At 73.1% G+C, this 19,853-nt stretch carries 18 protein-coding genes and 2 tRNA genes; 14 read left to right on the plus strand and 6 right to left on the minus strand.

The features are described 5' to 3' along the window. Window positions 1–4: 4 nt before the first annotated feature. Window positions 5–571 carry a CGNR zinc finger domain-containing protein gene (locus tag IF23_RS0100470; RefSeq protein WP_030278477.1) on the minus strand — a complete coding sequence of 189 codons (567 nt, stop codon included), beginning with the start codon at window positions 569–571 and terminating at the stop codon, window positions 5–7. A gap of 227 nt (window positions 572–798) precedes the next feature. Then, on the minus strand, window positions 799–1,212 hold the full coding sequence (locus tag IF23_RS0100475; RefSeq protein WP_003959770.1) for an SsgA family sporulation/cell division regulator: 414 nt from the start codon (window positions 1,210–1,212) through the stop codon (window positions 799–801). Between the two features lie 454 nt (window positions 1,213–1,666). Between IF23_RS0100475 and IF23_RS0100480 the strand changes: the two genes are divergently transcribed. The 3 genes from IF23_RS0100480 to IF23_RS0100490 all read left to right on the plus strand — a co-directional run bounded on the left by IF23_RS0100480 (window position 1,667) and on the right by IF23_RS0100490 (window position 2,484). Further along, window positions 1,667–1,738 (plus strand) — tRNA-Val (locus tag IF23_RS0100480). A gap of 85 nt (window positions 1,739–1,823) precedes the next feature. Beyond that, window positions 1,824–2,285, plus strand: a complete 462-nt coding sequence (locus IF23_RS0100485; RefSeq protein ID WP_030278479.1) for an SRPBCC family protein — start codon at window positions 1,824–1,826, stop codon at window positions 2,283–2,285. A gap of 127 nt (window positions 2,286–2,412) precedes the next feature. After that, window positions 2,413–2,484 (plus strand) — tRNA-Val (locus IF23_RS0100490). Between the two features lie 104 nt (window positions 2,485–2,588). On the opposite strand, the gene IF23_RS0100495 is transcribed toward IF23_RS0100490, so the two are convergent. After that, a complete protein-coding gene (locus IF23_RS0100495; protein ID WP_078653730.1) occupies window positions 2,589–3,314 on the minus strand; it encodes a 3'-5' exonuclease family protein in 726 nt (241 codons plus the stop codon). A 438-nt stretch (window positions 3,315–3,752) separates the two neighbouring features. Between IF23_RS0100495 and IF23_RS0100500 the strand changes: the two genes are divergently transcribed. Further along, window positions 3,753–4,898: a hypothetical protein gene (locus IF23_RS0100500; protein ID WP_245654848.1), complete on the plus strand. Its 1,146-nt coding sequence runs from the start codon at window positions 3,753–3,755 to the stop codon at window positions 4,896–4,898. Between the two features lie 214 nt (window positions 4,899–5,112). Then, window positions 5,113–7,092, plus strand: coding sequence for a threonine--tRNA ligase (gene thrS, locus IF23_RS0100505; protein WP_030278485.1), 1,980 nt, complete (start codon window positions 5,113–5,115; stop codon window positions 7,090–7,092). Between the two features lie 76 nt (window positions 7,093–7,168). Here the strand turns inward: thrS and IF23_RS0100510 are convergent, their stop codons facing one another. Continuing rightward, on the minus strand, window positions 7,169–7,810 hold the full coding sequence (locus IF23_RS0100510) for a potassium channel family protein (RefSeq protein WP_030278487.1): 642 nt from the start codon (window positions 7,808–7,810) through the stop codon (window positions 7,169–7,171). 67 nt (window positions 7,811–7,877) lie between these two features. On the opposite strand from IF23_RS0100510, the gene IF23_RS0100515 reads away from it, so the two are divergent. The 3 genes from IF23_RS0100515 to IF23_RS0100525 all read left to right on the plus strand — a co-directional run bounded on the left by IF23_RS0100515 (window position 7,878) and on the right by IF23_RS0100525 (window position 10,519). After that, window positions 7,878–8,435, plus strand: coding sequence for an HIT family protein (locus IF23_RS0100515; protein WP_030278489.1), 558 nt, complete (start codon window positions 7,878–7,880; stop codon window positions 8,433–8,435). Window positions 8,436–8,564: 129 nt separating this feature from the next. Then, window positions 8,565–9,326 (plus strand): polysaccharide deacetylase family protein, encoded by a 762-nt coding sequence (locus IF23_RS0100520; RefSeq protein ID WP_030278491.1) that lies wholly within the window; start codon window positions 8,565–8,567, stop codon window positions 9,324–9,326. Further along, window positions 9,326–10,519 carry a YncE family protein gene (locus IF23_RS0100525; protein ID WP_030278493.1) on the plus strand — a complete coding sequence of 398 codons (1,194 nt, stop codon included), beginning with the start codon at window positions 9,326–9,328 and terminating at the stop codon, window positions 10,517–10,519. Before IF23_RS0100520 ends, IF23_RS0100525 begins: the two co-directional genes overlap by 1 nt. Before the next feature lie 94 nt (window positions 10,520–10,613). Here IF23_RS0100525 and IF23_RS0100530 read toward each other — a convergent pair whose 3' ends face one another. After that, on the minus strand, window positions 10,614–12,290 hold the full coding sequence (locus tag IF23_RS0100530) for a hypothetical protein (RefSeq protein ID WP_078653703.1): 1,677 nt from the start codon (window positions 12,288–12,290) through the stop codon (window positions 10,614–10,616). 121 nt (window positions 12,291–12,411) lie between these two features. Continuing rightward, the gene (locus IF23_RS0100535; protein ID WP_030278497.1) at window positions 12,412–14,589 is read right to left on the minus strand and encodes an elongation factor G-like protein EF-G2; all 2,178 of its coding nucleotides are present in this window, start codon (window positions 14,587–14,589) and stop codon (window positions 12,412–12,414) included. Between the two features lie 217 nt (window positions 14,590–14,806). On the opposite strand from IF23_RS0100535, the gene pgsA reads away from it, so the two are divergent. From pgsA to pdxT, 6 genes are all read left to right on the plus strand, one after another. Continuing rightward, entirely contained in the window at window positions 14,807–15,466 is a 660-nt protein-coding gene (pgsA, locus tag IF23_RS0100540; RefSeq protein WP_030278499.1) for a phosphatidylinositol phosphate synthase, read from the plus strand. Continuing rightward, on the plus strand, window positions 15,463–16,392 hold the full coding sequence (locus IF23_RS0100545; protein ID WP_030278501.1) for a phosphatidylinositol mannoside acyltransferase: 930 nt from the start codon (window positions 15,463–15,465) through the stop codon (window positions 16,390–16,392). Before pgsA ends, IF23_RS0100545 begins: the two co-directional genes overlap by 4 nt. After that, the gene (locus IF23_RS0100550; RefSeq protein ID WP_030278503.1) at window positions 16,389–17,582 is read left to right on the plus strand and encodes a glycosyltransferase family 4 protein; all 1,194 of its coding nucleotides are present in this window, start codon (window positions 16,389–16,391) and stop codon (window positions 17,580–17,582) included. Before IF23_RS0100545 ends, IF23_RS0100550 begins: the two co-directional genes overlap by 4 nt. Before the next feature lie 77 nt (window positions 17,583–17,659). After that, a complete protein-coding gene (locus IF23_RS0100555) occupies window positions 17,660–18,205 on the plus strand; it encodes a LemA family protein (RefSeq protein WP_030278505.1) in 546 nt (181 codons plus the stop codon). Window positions 18,206–18,323: 118 nt separating this feature from the next. Beyond that, on the plus strand, window positions 18,324–19,235 hold the full coding sequence (gene pdxS / locus IF23_RS0100560) for a pyridoxal 5'-phosphate synthase lyase subunit PdxS (protein ID WP_030278507.1): 912 nt from the start codon (window positions 18,324–18,326) through the stop codon (window positions 19,233–19,235). Between the two features lie 8 nt (window positions 19,236–19,243). After that, the gene (pdxT, locus tag IF23_RS0100565; RefSeq protein WP_030278510.1) at window positions 19,244–19,834 is read left to right on the plus strand and encodes a pyridoxal 5'-phosphate synthase glutaminase subunit PdxT; all 591 of its coding nucleotides are present in this window, start codon (window positions 19,244–19,246) and stop codon (window positions 19,832–19,834) included. Window positions 19,835–19,853 lie beyond the last annotated feature (19 nt).

Here is a 19,853-nt window from a genome sequence, read left to right on the forward strand (position 1 = left end):
CGGCTCAGTCCGCGGCCTCCCGCTGCCGCGCCCGGTAGGCGGCGACGTGCAGCCGGTTGCCGCAGGTCCGGCTGGAGCAGTAGCGCCGGGAGCGGTTCCGGGAGAGATCCACGAACGTGTGTCGGCAGCCCGGCGCCTCACAGCGCCGCAGCCGCTCCCGCTCACCCGCCACCACCAGGAACGCCAGCGCCATGCCGCAGTCGGCCGCCAGATGGTGGGCGACCGAGGCACCCGGCGCGAAGTAGTGGACGTGCCAGTCGTAGCCGTCGTGGTCCGTCAGCTGCGGAGTGGTGCCCGCCGAGGCGATCAGCGCGTTCAGCAGCGCGGCGGCCCCGCGGTCGTCGGGTGCGGCGAAAACCTCCGCGAAGCGGGCGCGCAGCGCTCTCACGGCGGCCAGGTCGGTGTCGTCGAGGGTGCCCACCCCGCTGATGTCGTGCCGCGCGGTGAACTCCTGCAGTGCGGCCGTATCGGTCAGGGTGTCCGGGCTGCCGGGCGCCTCGCCCTCCGGCGCGGTGTTCAGCAGGTCGACGACCGCGTCCAGGGCGCACCGGGTGTCGTGCGTGATCATCACGGTTTCGCTCCCAGGCAGGGTGGGGCGACGCGAGAAGCCGCCCCCGAGTCCTTGCGGAATGGTCGCCGACTCTAGCGCGTCGCCCATGCCGCGGCGCCGTCACCGCGGTGGGTCCGCGGTGACGGCGCCGGAGCGTGCCATATGAACTTGTCGGTCCCGCGGCGTCTCCCCGAGTCGGACGCCGCGGACGTGTGCGGGTTGGTTGCGGTGGGTGGCTGTGGTGCGTCTCAGCTCTCCGCGAGGATGTGGGAGAGCTCTGTGTCGAGATCGAAATGCCGATGCTCGGTACCGGGCGGTACCGCGGCATCGGTCCTTTTGAGGAACGATTCGAGGGCCCGTGCGGGGGCCTCCAGGAGGGCTTCGCCTTCCGGGGAACTCAGGGCGATGCAGACCACGCCCTGTCCGTGGCTCCGGGACGGCCAGACGCGGACGTCGCCGGTGCCGGTGGGCCGGTGCAGGCCCTCGGCGAGGAGATCGCGGGCGAAAACCCACTCGACGGTCTCTTCGGCTCCGGTGTGGAAGGTGGCATGCACGGCGTAAGGATCGGCCGTGTCATACCGCAGGCCCGCCGGTACAGGCAGTGAGGACTCGCTCGACACAACGAGGCGCAGGTGCAGCTCGCAGCTGACCGTGGTGTTCATAAGCGCCAGGGCCTTTCGCTCAGTGTGCGCTCGGGGATTCGCACGTCGGCGAAATCGACATGCCACCTACGGTGCCGTTGTAAACCCCTCTGAGCGTTTTGGGTGGCTTCGGGTACCTCTGACGGCGGATTGAAAGATCGTCCCCCATGGATATTCGGGTGGCGGGTCACTCCGGGCGCGATGAAGCGAATACGGAGGGTCACGGAAGGGTGGTGTTCGGTGGGGGTGGGTGTGGCATCCGGCGGAGCCGCCGGTTCGGGGTGCGGAGGCGGAGCCGTGGTCGCCGGGCCCGCTGGTGATCTTGGGGGGCGGTGCTCCGGGTGGCCGGGCCCGGCCGGGTGCCGGACGGCGCGGGTCGCCCCGTCGGATGCGGTGTGCGCGGCGATGACCTGCGCCGGGGCCGTCCGGGTGGTCACGGGGCCCCGTCCGTGTGGGGTAATGTGTGCCGTGCGCCGGGCGATTAGCTCAGTGGGAGAGCGCTTCGTTCACACCGAAGAGGTCACTGGTTCGAACCCAGTATCGCCCACCCCGGCCGAAGGTCCGGAGGCTCCAAGCCTCCGGACCTTCGCGGTTGTTGGGTCCCACCCGCCCCGGAGCGGCACACTGAACCCATGCCCTCCTGGTCGCGCGCACTCCACCGCTACCGCTTCCGCAGCGTGTGGCTGCTGCCCGACGCCCCGCCCGCGGTCGTCTACGCCGTCCTCGAACGCGTCGAGAGCTATCCGCTGTGGTGGCCCCAGGTGCGCGCCGTCGACCGCACCGGCGAGTCCGGCGGAACGGCCCGCTTCCGCTCGTTCCTCCCGTACGAACTGGACGTCGTCGCAGGTGAGGGTGGGCGGGATCCGCGTGCCGGGATGCTGGAGGTGACGCTTCGCGGCGATCTTGAGGGCTGGGTGCGGTGGACGGTCACGGCGCGCGGCGGCGGGACGCGGGTCCTGTTCGAACAGGCGGTGGAGGTGCACAAGCCGCTGCTGCGCCGGCTGGCGCTGCCCGGTCGGCCGCTGTTCGTGCTCAACCACGCGCTGATGATGCGCTCCGGGCGGCGCGGTCTGGTGGCGTGGCTGGCCCGCTGACCGCGTCCGGCCGTCGCACCGGGTGACCGGCGCGGGGTGCCGCGGGGCCCGCGCGGAGGAATTTGTTGGAAAGCCGTGGCGGCCTGTATTGTTCAGGTCGTTCGCGAGGGAAACCCCGCCGACACCCGGGCGATTAGCTCAGTGGGAGAGCGCTTCGTTCACACCGAAGAGGTCACTGGTTCGAACCCAGTATCGCCCACCGGGATCAAGGTCCGGGCCGTCAACTGACGGCCCGGATCTTTTCGTTGGGGCGGCAATTCCCGAACTGCCCGCGCATTTCCGCGCGGTGCGTAAATGCGCTTCTCACTTCTCCGGGACGGCGGGCCGCATCGGCCAGTGACCGTCTGCCGCGCCGCCGCGCGGGAACCACGTCTGCCGGTCGCGGACCTGGGAGCCGAACCACGTCGTCTGGAGGGTGTGGAGTTCGTCGGGGCGCAGCCGGGCGAGGCGGGCGGCGAAGCGGCGGCCCAGCGCGCGGACCACCTCCAGGACGGTCAGCGTCTCGTCGGCGGTGCGCCCGGAGCCGTGCCCGCCGTCGGACGGCTTGACGTCGTACTGCGCGCAGAGGTCGGGAAGGGCGCGGTCGCCCTTGCGGTAGCGGTCCAGATGGGCGTCGAGGACCAGCGGGTCGAGGACGTACAGCGGATGGCTGCCGAGATAGCCGGTCAGGGACGTGGCGCGGTGGCGGGTGGCCTCGCGGTCCAGGAGCGTCAGGGTGAACGGGGCGTCCAGCACGGCCACCGGGCGGCCGGACGCCGCCTGCGCGGCCAGGGCGCGGGCGATCTCGTCGACCGCGGGCGCCGGCCAGCGGCCACGGCGGGCGAGGTGCCCGGCGGTCAGACCGTGCGCCGCCGTCGCCACCTCGGGGATCTCCACGCCGGGACTGATCAGCCAGCGGGTGAGCGCCGGGGCGGCGCCCGGGGTCTCCTGGACCGCCAGCGCCGCCGCGACGACGCGGTCGGTCTCGGGATCGTCCCCGGTCGTCCCGACGCCGAACGCCGCCAGCGGACCGTCGTACCAACTCGGCACCATCGCCCCTCCTCGCACTCCGACACCACGGCGCGGGCGCCCGCCGTCCGTCGGCCGACGCGGTGCGCCGAGCTGCCGGGGACGACGCGGCGGCCCACGTTCCGAGCAGGTGATACCCGCCTCGTGGTGTCGCCGAACCGCATTTGTTTGCGGGCCACTTGACGGGGAGACAAACCAGAAGGACGGGGCGTGGCACAAGTCCGGCCGCGGCTCCCGTCGGACGGAGCCTTCGCGCGAGGACCCGCCCGCACCGGAACGGCCGCCCGTACGCCCGCGCCCGGCGGGCCGCCGCCCCCGCGCACCGCACCCGCCCCGCCGCCCACCCGGCGGCCGCCCCGTACGGCCGCCACCGGGCGTTCCGGCCGGCCCCTCCCGGTGACCGGCCGCAGCTCTTCGACCACCGCGCCCGGCGCGGACCGGGCCGGGAGGGAGACCGTGATGCACCGGCCGATCGACGACACCACCGTGCCGGGCCCGCAGCTGCCGGGCGCCGGTATCCCGCTGCCCGACCCGGCGGCCATCGACCCCGCGATCCTCGGCGCGCTGCTGGCCCGGCACGGCTGGCACCGCACGGGCGGCCCCGGCGGACGGTACGCCCGCTGGACCCCGCCGGGCGGCGGCGCCGGGCTGCTGGTGCCGCAGGACCCGCGCTTCCCGGAGTGCGCCGATCTGCTGGCCGAGGCGCTGGCCACGCTCAGCGTCAGCCCGGCGCCGTACGCCCGGGAGGTGTTGCTGGGGATGGCGGCGCTCAGCGACGAGGTGCGCTGGGAGCGGCTGGCGCCGGGGACCGGGTCGGTGGTGGCGCGCTGGGTGGCGCAGGAGCAGCTGCGCGGTGCGGCGCGCGCGACGCTGGGCGCCGCGGCGCTGGCCAGCTGCGCCCGCGCCGGGTACTACGGGTCGCGCTACCGCGGCCACGCCGAGCGGTATCTGGCGGACGCGCTGCTCGGACCGGCGCCGGAGGGTCGCCGGGTCGCCGCCTTCATCCCGGTGTCGGTCGGCCGGGACCCGGTGATCACGCTGCACCGGGCGCTGCGCGCCGCCCGGGACGCCACCGACCACCGGCGCGCGACCGGGGGTACCGAGGCGTTCGACGCGGCGGTGGCGTTCGGCGTCTGCCACGAACTGGTGCAGGCGCTGATCGCGCTGGTCCACGAGGGCGGCGGCATCCGGATCACGGTGGACTGGTCGCCCGGCGCGGGCCCGCCGTCCGGCTGCCCGGTCCGCCCCGGGCCGGTGGAGTTCACCACGGGCGACCTCCCGGCCCTGGCGGATGCCGCGCAGCGCTACGTCCGCGGCGAGCCGTCGCTGCCGGTCCGGGTGACCGGTGCGGTGGTGCGGCTGCACCGGGAGCGGCCGGGCGGGGGAGTGGTGCGGCTGCGGGTGATCACCGGCGCCGACGTCGAGCAGGTGCGGGTCGCGCTCGGCGACGACGACTACCGCGTCGCGGGCCAGGCCCATCTGATGAATCTGCCGGTCCGGATCAGCGGCCGCCTGGAGAGCCGCGGCGGCTTCCGACGGCTGACCGGGGCGCGGGGCGTCGTCCCGCTGCCGACCGGCGAGCCGGAACCGGGGGAGCCGTCGTAGGGGCACGGAGGGACCGCCGGGTCCCGGGGCGCCCGGGAAACCGTCCTCCCCGGGGGCGACCCGGGGAACCGGCGCCCCCGGCGGCGGCCCGTGGCCCGGCCCGCCCCGGGTGAGCCGGTCCCGGGCAAACCGTTTCGCGCTCCGGTCCGCGGGATCGGTACGATTTCCCTGCGCAGCAATCGCTGACGCGCAGCAGACATGACAGGAGAGACCGGTGTCAGACGTCCGTGTGACCGTCCAACGCGATTCCGAGCGGGAAGAACGCGTGGTGACCACGGGCACTACGGCCGCCGACCTCTTCCAGGGCGAGCGCGCCGTCGTCGCCGCGCGGGTGGCCGGGGAGCTGAAGGACCTGGCGTACGAGGTGGCCGACGGCGAGACCGTCGAGCCCGTCGAGATCACCTCCGAGGACGGCCTGAACATCCTGCGGCACTCCACCGCACACGTGATGGCGCAGGCCGTGCAGGAGCTGTTCCCGGAGGCCAAGCTCGGCATCGGCCCGCCCATCAAGGACGGTTTCTACTACGACTTCGACGTCGAGACCCCGTTCCAGCCGGAAGACCTCAAGCGCATCGAGAAGAAGATGCAGGAGATCCAGAAGCGCGGCCAGAAGTTCGCGCGCCGGGTCACCACCGACGAGGACGCCCGCGTCGAGCTGTCCGACGAGCCGTACAAGCTGGAGCTGATCGGCCTCAAGGGCAACGCTGCGGAGGCCGCCGAGGGTGCCGCCGCCGAGGTGGGCGGCGGCGAGCTGACCATCTACGACAACCTCGACGCCAAGACCGGCGAGCTGTGCTGGAAGGACCTCTGCCGCGGTCCGCACCTGCCCAGCACCCGCGTCATCCCCGCCTTCAAGCTGATGCGCTCGGCCGCCGCCTACTGGCGCGGCAGCGAGAAGAACAAGCAGCTCCAGCGGATCTACGGCACCGCCTGGCCGACCAAGGACGAGCTCAAGGCCCACCTGGAGTTCCTCGCCGAGGCCGAGAAGCGCGACCACCGCAAGCTCGGCGCCGAGCTGGACCTCTTCTCCTTCCCGGAGGAGCTGGGCCCGGGCCTCGCGGTCTTCCACCCCAAGGGCGGCGTCATCCGCAAGGAGATGGAGACCTACTCCCGTAAGCGCCACGAGGTCTCCGGCTATGAGTTCGTCAACACCCCGCACCTCTCGAAGGAGCGGCTCTTCGAGATCTCGGGCCACCTCCCGCACTACGCGGAGGGCATGTTCCCGGCGATCGAGTTCGACGAGCAGAACTACCGCCTCAAGGCGATGAACTGCCCGATGCACAACCTGATCTTCAAGTCGCGCGGCCGTTCCTACCGCGAACTGCCCCTGCGCCTCTTCGAGTTCGGCACGGTCTACCGCTACGAGAAGTCCGGCGTCGTCCACGGTCTGACCCGCTCGCGCGGCTTCACCCAGGACGACTCGCACATCTACTGCACCAAGGAGCAGATGCCGGAGGAGCTGGACACGCTCCTGACCTTCGTGCTGGACCTGCTCCGCGACTACGGTCTGACCGACTTCGAGCTGGAGCTGTCCACCCGCGACGACTCCGACAAGTTCATCGGCACCGACGAGGACTGGGCCGAGGCCACCGAGGCGCTGCGCCAGGCCGCCGAGAAGCAGGGCCTCCCGCTCGTCCCCGACCCGGGCGGCGCCGCGTACTACGGCCCGAAGATCTCCGTGCAGGCCAAGGACGCCATCGGCCGCTCCTGGCAGATGTCGACCCTCCAGGTGGACTTCAACCAGCCCAAGCGGTTCGGCCTGGAGTACACCGCGGCGGACGGCTCCAAGCAGCAGCCCGTCATGCTGCACCGCGCCCTGTTCGGCTCCATCGAGCGGTTCTTCGGCGTGCTCCTGGAGCACTACGCGGGCGCCTTCCCGGTCTGGCTCGCCCCCGTCCAGGCCACCGGTATCCCGATCGGCGACACCCACGTCCCCTACCTCCAGGAGTTCGCCGACGAGGCGCGCGCCCGGGGGCTGCGGATCGAGGTCGACGCCTCGTCGGACCGGATGCAGAAGAAGATCCGCAACGCCCAGAAGAGCAAGGTGCCCTTCATGATCATCGCCGGTGACGAGGACGTCGCGGGCGGCGCGGTCTCCTTCCGCTACCGCGACGGTTCGCAGAAGAACGGCATCCCGCGCGCCGAGGCGATCGCCGAGATCGTGGACGCCGTGGAGCGCCGCATCCAGGTGTGACCCCACGCCGACCATCCGCCCGGGCCCCGGTGAGCGACCGCTCGCCGGGGCCCGGGCGTCTTCCCCGCGCCGCGCCTCACTCCTCGCCCTCCTGCCGGAACCGCCGCACCAGCCAGGACGAGAACGCGCCGACCACCGCACCGACCAGCGCCACCCCCACGAACATCAGTCCGGCGCCGACGGTGCGCCCGCGCGCGGTGACGGGCGTGGCGTCGCCGTACCCCGTCGTCGTCAGCGCCGCCACGGCCCACCACACCGCGTCCCCCAGATCGTGGATGCCGCTCCCCGGCGCCGACCGCTCCTCGTGCAGCACGGCCAGCGCCGCCGCGAACCCCAGCAGCAGCGCGGACAGCCCGGCGTACGCCATCACCCGCGCCTCCAGCACCAGCCGCGGCCGCCGGTGGCGCAGCCGCTGCCGGTCGTGCGTCTCGACCAGCCGCAGCGGTCGCAGCAGCGGCAGCACCACCACCAGCAGGTCGAGCCAGCGGGTGCGTACGAACCGCCGCCGGTCCGGGCTGAGCGCCAGCCGGGTCAGATACTCCGCGATGAAGCACGCCCAGGTCAGAGCGGTCACCGCGGCCCAGCAGGCCCGTACGGCGGGGGACATGCCGGGCTCCAGGACCCGTACCGCGTACGCGAGCAGGAAGAGCAGTGAGGCGGCGAGGAGGTAGGGGTCGGCGCGTCTCTCCCACGCCGCCAGACGGTCGTTCCGGTCCATCGGCCCAGCATCGGGGAGGGTGCGGTGCGGTGCGCCCCGGCGACACGCCGCGGACGGCGGACGCCATATGCTGGCCGGTATGACGAGCGAGCCGGAGCAGCAGATCGGAGTCGGGACGCAGGACGCCTTCCAGCGCCTGTGGACGCCCCACCGGATGGCGTACATCCAGGGGGAGAACAAGCCGAGCGGCCCAGGGGCCGACGACGGCTGTCCGTTCTGCTCGATCCCCGCCAAGTCCGACGAGGACGGTCTGGTCATCGCCCGCGGCGCACATGTCTACGCGGTGCTGAACCTCTACCCGTACAACGGCGGGCATCTGATGGTGGTGCCGTTCCGGCACGTCGCGGACTACACCGAGCTGGACGCGGCGGAGACCGCGGAGCTGGCGGAGCTGACCAAGCACGCGATGACCGCGCTGCGCACCGCGTCCGGGGCGCACGGCTTCAACATCGGTATGAACCAGGGCGCGGTGGCCGGTGCGGGTATCGCCGCCCACCTCCACCAGCACGTCGTCCCGCGCTGGGGCGGCGACACCAACTTCATGCCGGTGGTCGGCCACACCAAGATCCTGCCGCAGCTCCTCGCCGACACCCGGCGGATGCTCGCGGACGCCTGGCCCGCGTAACGGCGCCGCCGCCCCGGGGACCGCGCACCTCCCCGGGGCGCACCGCTCCTCCGAAGGGCCGAACAAAACACCTCCTTCCGGTCCGTCCCGCTCTGTAATGGAGTGGTGACTCCACCGGACCGTCGTTCTGTGCTACGCGCTGCCGCCGCGGTGGCCGCCGGGGCCGCCGCGACCGCCTGCACCCGAGGCGGCGCGGACCCCGCGGCCGCCCGCGCCACCGCCCCGGCCACCCCGCGCCCGGCCTCGCCCCGCCCGGCGCACGCCGCCCGGCCGCCCACCCGCGCGCCGGGCCTGCCCGCGCAGATCGCCCACGGCCCCCGGCGGGGCGACGCGGTCGCGCTCACTTTCCACGGCCAGGGCGACCCGAAGACCGCGACCGCGCTGCTGAGCGAGGCCGAGCGGGCCGGTGCCCGTCTCACCGTGCTGGCCGTCGGCACCTGGCTCGACGAACAGCCCGCGATGGCCCGCCGGATCCTCGACGGCGGCCACGAACTGGGCAACCACACCCTCCACCACCGCACCATCTGCGCGATGCCCGAGGACGAGGCGTACGCCGAGATCACCGGCTGCGCCGACCGGCTGCGGACCCTCACCGGCACCATCGGCAGCTGGTTCCGCCCCTCGCGGACCCAGTACGCCACCGACCGGGTGGTCCGGCTGGCCCGCCGGGCCGGGTACCCGCACGTCCTCTCGTACGACCTGGACTCCCTCGACGCCGACGACCCCGGCGCGTCCGCCGTCCGGCGCACCGTGCTGGACGGTGTCCGGCCCGGCTCGGTCGTCAGCCTCCACCTCGGGCACCCCGGCACCGTCGCCGCGCTGCCCCCGATCCTCGACGGCCTGCACCGGCGCGGTCTGCGCGCGGTGACGACTACGGAGCTGGTGACCTGATGGCTGACCGGACCTCTGCCCTCCGCCGCACCCCGGGGAAGGCCGCCCTGCTGGCCGCCGTGTGCGCGCTGCTCGCCGCCGGTTGCGGGAAAGGCGACCCCGCCGCCCGCGCCCCGCACTCCCCACGCCCCGCGAGCCCGTCCCCGGCGGTGGCCGCCCGCCCCGGACTGCCCGGTATGCCGCCGCTGCTCGACCCGCACGACATCTACGCCGCCGACCGGCCCGGCAAGCTCGTCCCGCAGGTCAAGGACTATCCCTCGATGGTGTACGTCCCCAACACCATCTCCAACACCGTCAGCGTCATCGACCCGCGGACGTACAAGGTCGTCCGGACCATGCCGGTGGGTGTGCAGCCGCAGCACGTCGTGCCGTCCTGGGACATGAAGACGCTCTGGGTCAACAACGACCGCGGCAACAGCCTCACCCCGATCGACCCGCGCACCGGCAAGTCCGGGAAGACCGTCTCGGTCCACGACCCGTACAACCTCTACTTCACGCCCGACGGCAAGTACGCGATCGTCATGGCGTCGATGGACAAACAGCTGGTCTTCCGCGACCCGCACACCATGGCGGTCCGCAAGACCGTGCCGGTGAGCTGCGCCGGGGTCAACCACGCGGACTTCTCCGCCGACGGCCGGTACTTCATCGTCTCCTGCGAGTTCTCCGGCGAACTGCTCAAGGTCGACACCGCGAAGATGACGGTGACCGGCCAGCAGAAGCTGCCGCAGCACGGCGCGATGCCGCAGGACGTCAAGCTCTCCCCGGACGGGAAGACCTGGTACATCGCCGATATGACCTCCGACGGGGTGTGGGTCCTCGACGGCGACCACTTCACCCGGCCGAAGCTGCTCCGCACCGGCAAGGGCGCCCACGGCCTCTACGTCAGCCGTGACTCGAAGCAGATGTACATCTCCAACCGCGGCGAGGGCACCATCTCGCTGCTGGACTTCGCCACCGGCCGCCTCACCGGCAAATGGCACATCCGCGGCGGCGGCAGCCCCGACATGGGCGGCGTCTCCGCCGACGGCAAGGTCCTGTGGCTCTCCGGCCGCTACAACTCGGAGGTCTACGCCCTCGACACCCGTACGGGGAAGACCCTGGCGAAGATCCCGGTCGGCAACGGCCCGCACGGCCTCGCGGTCTACCCGCAGCCCGGCCGCTACTCCCTCGGCCACACCGGCATCTTCCGCTGACCGGCCGGACCGCACACCGGGCCGCGAAACGGCCGACTCCCGTACGGGGCGGGCCCGTACGGGAGTCGGAGGCGGGGGAGTGGACGGCCGCGGGTCAGGCGCTGTACTCGTCGGCCTTCCGGGGCTCGACGCCCTGGACCATGCCGCTGAGCACCATCGAACGGCCCTCGAAGCGCTCGGTGTCCACGCCGTTCTCCTTGAGGACACCCACCGCCGCGGTGTGGACCGCGCGCAGCACCGGCGTCGCCGCGCGCAGCGCGTCATCGGCCATGAAGCGGTGCCGCCAGGGCTTGTCCGCCCAGACGTGCCGCAGCCCGAACGGCTCGGGCAGCCCCAGCTTGCCGCCGAGGAAGTCCAGCACCGGCGGGAACCACGTCAGCGGGGCGCGGGCGGAGAGCCGGACGACCTCGGAGGGGTCGATCAGCGGCAGCGTCTGCTTACGCGTCTCCCAGAACTTGACGACCTTCGCGACCTCTTTGGTCTTGGGCGACGGCTTGCCGGTGAACAGGGAGTTGACCGGGCCGAGGGCGTGGCCGGTGACCTCGATACGCAGCGTCTCGTGCAGCACCGTGACCGTGATCAGCAACGTCAGCACCAACTGGCCGTCCCACAGCACGAACTGCACGCCCAGGTAGTGGCGGTTGCCGCTGCCGAACTGCTGCTCGTTGCAGATCCGCTCGACCTCGTGGCCGCGGATCTGGAAGGCGTCGGTGTCGGTGCCGTCCGGACGGCTGACCTCCTTGGCCTTCTCCCCGACCGGTACGACGATCCAGTGGTTGACCTGCGGCGCCTGCTGGAACCCGCCGGTGTGCAGCGGGCTGCGCTCCAGCATCCGCAGCTTGTCGTGGATCGCCCGGACGACGTCCCAGCTGCGGAACGGATGGATCTCCGTGCCCTCCTTCGCCGGCTTCAGCTCCTCGGCCAGATGCCAGCTGCCCCAGCGGGTGCCCATGCCGAGGATGCCGCGCGGACCGGCGTAGAAGACGACGTTGCTGCGCTGCTCCGCGGAGAGTTTGGCGAGATTGTGCCGCAGCGTCTCGGCCGCGATCTCGCCGGGATCGCCCGGCACCGCCTCGGGGATCTTCGCGCCGACCCCGCCGCCGTCCAGCAGCCCCTGCCACGCCTCGCGCAGCAGCACCGCCGTCCGCTCGCAGATCTGCTTGGCGAACCACCAGCCGACGATCGGGACGACGACCGCGGCCCGGGCGTACATCGGCCAGAAGCCCGTCGTCGGCAACTTGATCAGCAGGACCACCCCGGCCACCGCGAGCACGGCGAGCAGCGCCGAACCGCCGAGGGAGGTCTTGCCGTCCTTGGCGAGGTACTTCTTCAGCTGGAAGCCGCCCAGCCACAGCAGCACACCGGGCAGGAACGCCAGCCCGCACAGCAGCATGATCACCGTCAGCTTGGCGTCCCGCTGCTTGCGGATACGGGTGGCCGCCAGACAGTGCTCGACGATGACCTGCGGCTCGGTGCCGAAGGACTGGATGAGCGCCTTCCGGCCGCCGCCGAGCATCCGCGTCTGGATCGCCCGGGAGAACGCCTCGCCGAGATTCGGCTCGAAGAGCGAGATCTTGGGCTTCTTGATGTCGGAGGCGCCCGAGTCCGAATCCGCCTTGGAGATATCGGCCAACGGACTGTCCCGATACGCGGCGGAGGCCAACGCCTGGGTCGCCGCGGTCTGTCCCGCGCCCCCCAGGAGCGGGACCTGCGCCCCGGGACTGAAGTCGAAGCCGTCTGCTGCCACTGCCCGCCCCCAACGCCGCACCATCACTGCCGCGGCTCTTTACCCGTCCACCGCTCCTGGCACACCTGCCGAGCCCGTCCGGTCAGCGTACAGGCGGGGCCGGGCACAAGGGAGTTGACCGGACGGGCCGCCGGTCAATCGTTGACTATGCGCCGTTTTCCCCGCCCCGCCGCACCGCCTCGGCCAGCTGCTGCGGCATCGGCTCATGGCGCAGATGGGTCCGGGTGAAGCGGCCCGTGCCGTGTGCGAGCGAGCGCAGGTCGACGGCGTAGCGGGCGATCTCCGCCTCCGGCACCTCGGCCCGCACCCAGGTGTGGTCGCCGACCTCCTCCTGCTCGGTGCCGACCACCCGGCCGCGCCGTCCGGACAGATCGCTCAGCACCGCGCCGACGAACTCGTCCGGAATCAACACCGCGACCTCCGCGACCGGTTCGAGCAGGTCGATCCGTACCTGCCCGGCCGCGTCCCGCAGCGCCAGCGCCCCCGCCGCCTGGAACGCCGCGTCCGACGAGTCCACCGAGTGCGCCTTGCCGTCCCGCAGCGTGACCCGGACGTCGACGAGCGGATACCCGGCCGCCACCCCCTGCGCCGCCTGGGCGCGTACCCCCTTCTCCACCGACGTGATGAACTGCCGCGGCACCGCACCGCCCACCACCGTGTCCACGAACTCGATCCCGGAGCCCGCGGGCAGCGGCTCCACGTCGATTTCGCAGATCGCGAACTGCCCGTGCCCGCCGGACTGTTTGACCTGCCGCCCCCGCCCGGACGCCGCGCCGCCGAACGTCTCCCGCAGCGGCACGCGGTACGCCACGGTGTCGACCCGGACGCCGTACCGCGTCCGCAGCCGCTCCAGCGCGACCTCCGCATGCGCCTCGCCCAGGCACCACAACACCACCTGGCCGGTGTGCGGATGCCGCTCCAGACGCATCGTCGGATCCTCCGCGACCAGCCGCGCCAGCCCGTGCGAGAGCCTGTCCTCGTCCGCCTTGCCGTGCGCCTCGATCGCGACCGGCAGCTGCGGGTCGGGCATCGTCCACGGCGCCATCAGCAGCGGCCGCCCGCACGACGACAGGGTGTCGCCGGTCTCCGCCCGGCCGAGCTTCGCCACGTACGCCAACTCCCCGGCCACCGCCCGCGCCAGCGGCTGTTGCTGCTTCCCGGACGGCACGGACAGCGCGCCCACCCGCTCCTGCACGTCGTGGTCGGCGTGGCCGCGGTCCTCCAGACCGTGCCCCGAGACGTGCACCGCCTCGTCCGGCCGCAGCGTCCCGGAGAACACCCGCACCAGCGACAGCCGCCCGACGTACGGGTCGGAGGTGGTCTTGACGACCTCCGCCGCCAGCGGACCGGCCGGATCGCAGACCAGCGGCGGCCGCGGCGCGCCGTCGGGCGCGGTGACCTGCGGCGCGGTCCGCTCGCCCGGCGCCGGGAAACCCCGGACGAGGAGGTCCAGCAGCTCCACGGTGCCCAGCCCGCGGCGGGCGGCGCCGGTGGGCGGGGCGGCGGCGAGCACCGGGTGGAAGGTGCCGCGGGCGACCGCCGTCTCCAGGTCGGCGACGAGCGGGTCGACGTCCAGCTCCTCGCCGCCCACGTAGCGGTCCATCAGCGTCTCGTCCTCGCTCTCCGCGATGATCCCCTCGATCAACCGGCCGCGCGCCTCGTCCAGCAGCGCCCGCTCCGCGCCGTCCGGCTCCCGCTCGGTACGTTCGCCCGACGCGTATTCCGCCACCCGCCGCGTCAACAGCCCGAGCAGCCCCGTCACCGGTGCGTGGCCGTCCGCGCCCGCCGCGCCGTACAGCGGCAGATACAGGGGGAGCACCGCGTCCGGGTCGCCGTCGCCCAGCGCCTCGCCGCAGCCGCGCAGGACGGTGGCGACGTCGGCGCGGGCGGCGTCGAGATGGGTGAGGACCAGCGCCCGCGGCATGCCGACCGCCGCGCACTCCTCCCACACCGCGCGGGTCGCCCCGGCCACCTCCTCCGCGGCGGAGACCACGAAGAGGGCCGCGTCCGCCGCCCGCAGCCCGGCCCGCAGCTCCCCGACGAAATCGGCGTACCCGGGCGTGTCCAGCAGATTGATCCGGCAGCCACGCCACTCCACCGGCACCAGCGAGAGCTGGACCGAGCGCTGCCGCCGCTGTTCGATCGGGTCCTGGTCGGAGAGGGTGTCGCCGTCCTCGACCCGCCCGGCGCGGCCGGTGGCCCCGGCGGTCAGGGCCAGCGCCTCCACGAGGGTGGTCTTGCCCGCGCCGCTGTGGCCGACCAGGACCACGTTGCGGACGGCGGCGGGGCCGTCGGCCGCCCCCGCATCCGGCTTCTCGTTCATGCCCTCGCCTCCAGGTCGTCACCTTTGCGGTGATTCGAGCTTTCCACCGCGGTGGGGGCCCGTCCACAGGGGGCGGCGGGGGAGTGGCGGCCCGCGCCGGGCGGCCGGTCGTCCCCGGGCGGCGCGGTGGGTGCGCGGCGCCCGGGGAGCGCCTGGCTACGATGGGCCAGCCGGTGGCCCCTTGACCGCACGGCCCGTATCAACCTCCGGGAAGGCCATGCTGAACAAGTACGCGCGTGCGTTCTTCACGCGTGTTCTCACGCCGTTCGCCGCCCTGCTCATCCGCCTCGGCGTCAGCCCGGACGCGGTCACCCTCGTCGGTACGGGGGGCGTGGTCGCCGGTGCGCTGGCCTTCTACCCCCGCGGTGAGTTCTTCTGGGGCACCGTCGTCATCACCCTCTTCGTCTTCTCCGACCTGGTCGACGGCAACATGGCGCGGCAGCTGGGACGCTCCAGCCGCTGGGGCGCCTTCCTGGACTCCACCCTCGACCGGGTCGCCGACTCCGCGATCTTCGGCGGGCTCGCCCTCTGGTACGCCGGTGGCGGCGACAGCATGCTGCTCTGTGCCATCGCCATCTTCTGCCTCGCCAGCGGCCAGGTCGTCTCGTACACCAAGGCGCGCGGCGAGGCCATCGGGCTGCCGGTGAACGTCAACGGTCTGGTCGAACGCGCCGAGCGGCTGGTCATCTCCCTCGTCGCCTGCGGTCTGTCCGGGCTGCACGCCTTCGGGGTGCCCGGCGTCCAGATCCTGCTGCCGATCGCGCTGTGGATCGTCGCCGTCGGCAGCGCCGTCACCCTCGCCCAGCGTGTGGTGACGGTCCGCCGGGAGTCCGCCGAGGCGGACGCCGCCGTCGCCCACGGGGGGAAGGGCGCATGAGCCGCATCGACACCGACCGGCTCACCGACGCCCTCTACGGGCTGGGCTGGAGCACCGTCAAGAAGCTGCCCGAGGGCGTGGCGGTACGCCTCGGCCGCACGATCGCCGACGCCGCCTGGCGCCGCCGCGGCAAGGGCGTGCTGCGCCTGGAGGCCAACCTCGCCCGCGTCGTCCCGGACGCCACCCCGCAGCGGCTGACCGAGCTGTCCCGCGCCGGGATGCGCTCGTACATGCGCTACTGGATGGAGTCCTTCCGGCTGCCGTCCTGGAGCCGCGAACGGATAACGGCGGGCTTCGCCGCGCAGGACGTCGACCGGCTCAAGGGCGCCCTGGCCGACGACCGGGGGGTGATCCTCGCCCTGCCGCACATGGGCAACTACGACCTGGCGGGCGTCTGGGTGACCACCGCGCTCGGCGTCCCCTTCACCACCGTCGCCGAACGCCTCAAGCCGGAATCCCTCTACGACCGCTTCGTCGCCTACCGCGAGGGCCTGGGCATGGAGGTGCTGCCGCACACCGGCGGCGCCGCCTTCGGCACCCTCGCCCGGCGGCTGCGCGCCGGTGGCCTGGTCTGCCTCGTCGCCGACCGCGACCTCTCCAGCTCCGGCGTCGAGGTCGACTTCTTCGGCCACGCCGCGAAGATGCCCGCAGGACCCGCGATGCTCGCCGCCCGCACCGGCGCGATACTGCTGCCGGTCACCCTCTGGTACGACCGCTCGCCGGTGATGCGCGGCCGGATCCACCCCGAGGTCGAGGTCCCGGCGGAGGGCACCACCGCGGAGAAGACCGCCGTCATGACCCAGGCGCTCGCCGACGCCTTCGCCTCCGGCATCGCCGACCACCCCGAGGACTGGCACATGCTGCAACGCCTCTGGCTCGACGACCTGGAGCCGCGCGACGCGGCCCGCGGAACGGAGACGCCGTGAGAATCGGCATCGTCTGCCCCTACGCCTGGGACGTCCCCGGCGGCGTCCAGTTCCACATCCGCGACCTCGCCGAACACCTCCTCTCCCGCGGCCACCACGTCTCCGTCCTCGCCCCCGCCGACGACGGCACGCCGCTGCCGCCGTACGTCGTCTCCGCGGGCCGCGCGGTGCCGGTGCCGTACAACGGCTCCGTCGCCCGGCTGAACTTCGGCTTCCTCTCCGCCGCGCGGGTCCGCCGCTGGCTCCAGAACGGCGCCTTCGACGTCATCCACATCCACGAACCGGCCTCGCCCTCCCTCGGCCTGCTCTCCTGCTGGGCGGCGCGCGGCCCGATCGTCGCGACGTTCCACACCTCCAACCCGCGCTCCCGGGCGATGATCGCCGCGTACCCGATCCTGCAGCCCGCGCTGGAGAAGATCAGCGCGCGCATCGCGGTCAGCGAGTACGCCCGCCGCACCCTCGTCGAACACCTCGGCGGCGACGCGGTGGTCATCCCCAACGGCGTGGACGTCGACTTCTTCGCCCGCGCCGAGCCCAAGGCCGCCTGGCAGTCCGGCCCCGGGGACGCCGCGGCCACGGGGGCGGGCTCCGGCCCCACCATCGGCTTCATGGGCCGGATCGACGAGCCCCGCAAGGGCCTGCCGGTCCTGATGCGCGCCCTGCCCGCGATCCTCGCCGAGGTCCCCGGCGCCCGGCTGCTGGTCGCCGGGCGCGGCGACGAGGAGGAGGCGGTCGCCGCGCTGCCCCCCGAACTCCGCTCGCACGTCGAGTTCCTCGGCATGGTCAGCGACGAGGACAAGGCCCGCCTGCTGCGCAGCGTCGACCTGTACGTCGCCCCGAACACCGGCGGCGAGTCCTTCGGCATCATCCTCGTCGAGGCGCTGTCGGCCGGTGCGCCGGTGCTCGCCAGCGACCTCGACGCGTTCGCCCAGGTCCTCGACCAGGGCGAGGCCGGGGAACTGTTCGCCAACGAGGACGCCGACGCCCTCGCCGCCGCCGCCGTCCGCCTGCTCCGCGACCCCGCACGCCGCGCCGAACTGAGCGAACGCGGCTCCCGGCACGTGCGGCGCTTCGACTGGTCCACCGTCGGCGCCGACATCCTCGCGGTCTACGAGACGGTCACCGAGGGCGCCGAGCCCGGCCGCTCCGTCGCCGCCGACGAGCCCGCCGGGCGCACCGCCCAGGACTGACCGCCGCTACGGCCCGTGATCCCCGGGGCCGCCCGCGCCCCGCGGGTACGCCGTCCGGGCCGGTAGGGTGACGCCGCGTGACCACCTTCATCTGGATCGCGGCCGTCGTCGTCCTCATCGGCATCTACCTGAGCTGGACCGCGGGCCGCCTCGACCGGCTGCACGCCCGGATCGACGCGGCGCGCGCCGCTCTCGACGCGCAACTGCTGCGGCGCGCCTCGGTCGCCCAGGAGATCGGCACCTCCGGCGTCCTCGACCCCGCCGCCTCGATCGTGCTCTACCAGGCGGCGCACGCCGCCCGGCAGGCGCCGGAGGACGGCCGGGAGGTCGCCGAGAGCGAGCTGACCCAGGCGCTCCGCGCCACCCTCGGCGAGCGCGAGCAGGTGGCCGCGGTCCGCGAGGCGCCCGCCGGGGAGCAGACCCTCGCGGAGCTGACCGCCGCCGTCCGCCGCGTCCCCATGGCCCGCCGCTTCCACAACGACGCCGTACGGGCCGCCCGCGCGGTCCGCCGCCACCGGGTCGTGCGCTACTTCCGCCTCGCCGGACACGCGCCGTTCCCGCTCGCCTTCGAGATGGACGACGAGCCCCCGGCCGTCCTCGGGGACCCGCACCTGCCCGCCTGACCTGCGGCTGCCCCCGGCGGCACGAGCCACCGGCCACCAATTGGCCCTTTTCGCGGCCCCCTCACCAACGGTTGTGTGGGTGAAGAAGCGCAACCACCCGCATTGAGTGAGGTCAACCGTGTCCAGCACGCCCACCACGCCCCAGACCCCCGAGACCGGAACCGCCCGGGTCAAGCGCGGCATGGCCGAGCAGCTCAAGGGCGGCGTGATCATGGACGTCGTCACGCCCGAAGAGGCCAAGATCGCCGAGGACGCCGGTGCCGTCGCCGTCATGGCGCTGGAGCGGGTCCCCGCCGACATCCGCAAGGACGGCGGCGTCGCCCGGATGTCCGACCCGGACATGATCGACGGCATCATCGACGCCGTCTCCATCCCCGTCATGGCCAAGTCCCGCATCGGCCACTTCGTCGAGGCGCAGGTCCTGCAGTCCCTCGGCGTCGACTACATCGACGAGTCCGAGGTCCTCACCCCCGCCGACGAGGTCAACCACTCCGACAAGTGGGCCTTCACCACCCCCTTCGTCTGCGGCGCCACCAACCTCGGCGAGGCCCTGCGCCGGATCGCCGAGGGCGCGGCCATGATCCGCTCCAAGGGCGAGGCCGGTACCGGCAACGTCGTCGAGGCGGTCCGCCACCTCCGCCAGATCAAGGGCGAGATCGCCAAGCTGCGCGGCTGCGACAACAACGAGCTGTACGCCGCCGCCAAGGAGCTGCGCGCCCCCTTCGAGCTGGTCAAGGAGGTCGCCGAGCTGGGCAAGCTGCCCGTCGTGCTCTTCTCCGCCGGTGGCGTCGCCACCCCCGCCGACGCCGCGCTGATGCGCCAGCTCGGCGCCGAGGGCGTCTTCGTCGGCTCCGGCATCTTCAAGTCCGGCGACCCGGCCAAGCGCGCCGCCGCCATCGTGAAGGCCACCACCTTCTACGACGACCCGAAGGTCGTCGCGGACGTCTCCCGCAACCTGGGCGAGGCCATGGTCGGCATCAACTGCGACACCCTCCCCGAGGCCGAGCGGTACGCCAACCGCGGCTGGTGAACACGGAGATGACCACCCCCACCATCGGAGTCCTGGCCCTCCAGGGCGACGTCCGCGAGCACCTGGTGGCGCTCGCCGCGGCGGACGCCCTGGCCCGGCCGGTGCGCCGCCCCGAGGAACTGGCCGACCTCGACGGCCTCGTCGTCCCGGGCGGCGAGTCCACCACGATGTCCAAGCTCGCCGTCGTCTTCGGGATGCTGGAGCCGCTGCGCGACTTCGTCCGCTCCGGCCGCCCGGTCTACGGCACCTGCGCCGGCATGATCATGGTCGCCGACAAGCTCCTGGACGCCCGCGCGGACCAGGAGACGTTCGGCGGCGTCGACATGATCGTCCGCCGTAACGCCTTCGGACGGCAGAACGAGTCCTTCGAGGCGGCCGTCGACATGACGGGCATCCCCGGCGGTCCGGTCCACGGCGTCTTCATCCGCGCGCCCTGGGTCGAGTCCACCGGCGCCGCCGCCGAGGTCCTCGCGAGGTACGACGGACACACGGTGGCCGTCCGGCAGGGTAACGTCCTCGCCACGTCGTTCCACCCGGAGCTGACCGGCGACCACCGTGTACACGCCTTCTTCGTGGACATGGTGCGTACGGCGGTCTGATGCGCTCCCGGTAGGATCG

The sequence above is a fragment of the Streptomyces catenulae genome (assembly GCF_000718015.1).
GTDB lineage: Bacteria > Actinomycetota > Actinomycetes > Streptomycetales > Streptomycetaceae > Streptomyces > Streptomyces catenulae.

What these genes read in the sequence shown, in the direction of transcription:
- IF23_RS0100475 (WP_003959770.1), bottom strand. Translation starts at nt 1,212, where the DNA reads ATGAACACCACGGTCAGCTGCGAGCTGCACCTGCGCCTCGTTGTGTCG.
- IF23_RS0100485 (WP_030278479.1), top strand. Translation starts at nt 1,824, where the DNA reads ATGCCCTCCTGGTCGCGCGCACTCCACCGCTACCGCTTCCGCAGCGTG.
- IF23_RS0100500 (WP_245654848.1), top strand. Translation starts at nt 3,753, where the DNA reads ATGCACCGGCCGATCGACGACACCACCGTGCCGGGCCCGCAGCTGCCG.
- IF23_RS0100510 (WP_030278487.1), bottom strand. Translation starts at nt 7,810, where the DNA reads ATGGACCGGAACGACCGTCTGGCGGCGTGGGAGAGACGCGCCGACCCC.
- IF23_RS0100515 (WP_030278489.1), top strand. Translation starts at nt 7,878, where the DNA reads ATGCTGGCCGGTATGACGAGCGAGCCGGAGCAGCAGATCGGAGTCGGG.
- IF23_RS0100525 (WP_030278493.1), top strand. Translation starts at nt 9,326, where the DNA reads ATGGCTGACCGGACCTCTGCCCTCCGCCGCACCCCGGGGAAGGCCGCC.
- IF23_RS0100530 (WP_078653703.1), bottom strand. Translation starts at nt 12,290, where the DNA reads ATGGTGCGGCGTTGGGGGCGGGCAGTGGCAGCAGACGGCTTCGACTTC.
- IF23_RS0100535 (WP_030278497.1), bottom strand. Translation starts at nt 14,589, where the DNA reads ATGAACGAGAAGCCGGATGCGGGGGCGGCCGACGGCCCCGCCGCCGTC.
- pgsA (WP_030278499.1), top strand. Translation starts at nt 14,807, where the DNA reads ATGCTGAACAAGTACGCGCGTGCGTTCTTCACGCGTGTTCTCACGCCG.
- IF23_RS0100545 (WP_030278501.1), top strand. Translation starts at nt 15,463, where the DNA reads ATGAGCCGCATCGACACCGACCGGCTCACCGACGCCCTCTACGGGCTG.
- pdxT (WP_030278510.1), top strand. Translation starts at nt 19,244, where the DNA reads ATGACCACCCCCACCATCGGAGTCCTGGCCCTCCAGGGCGACGTCCGC.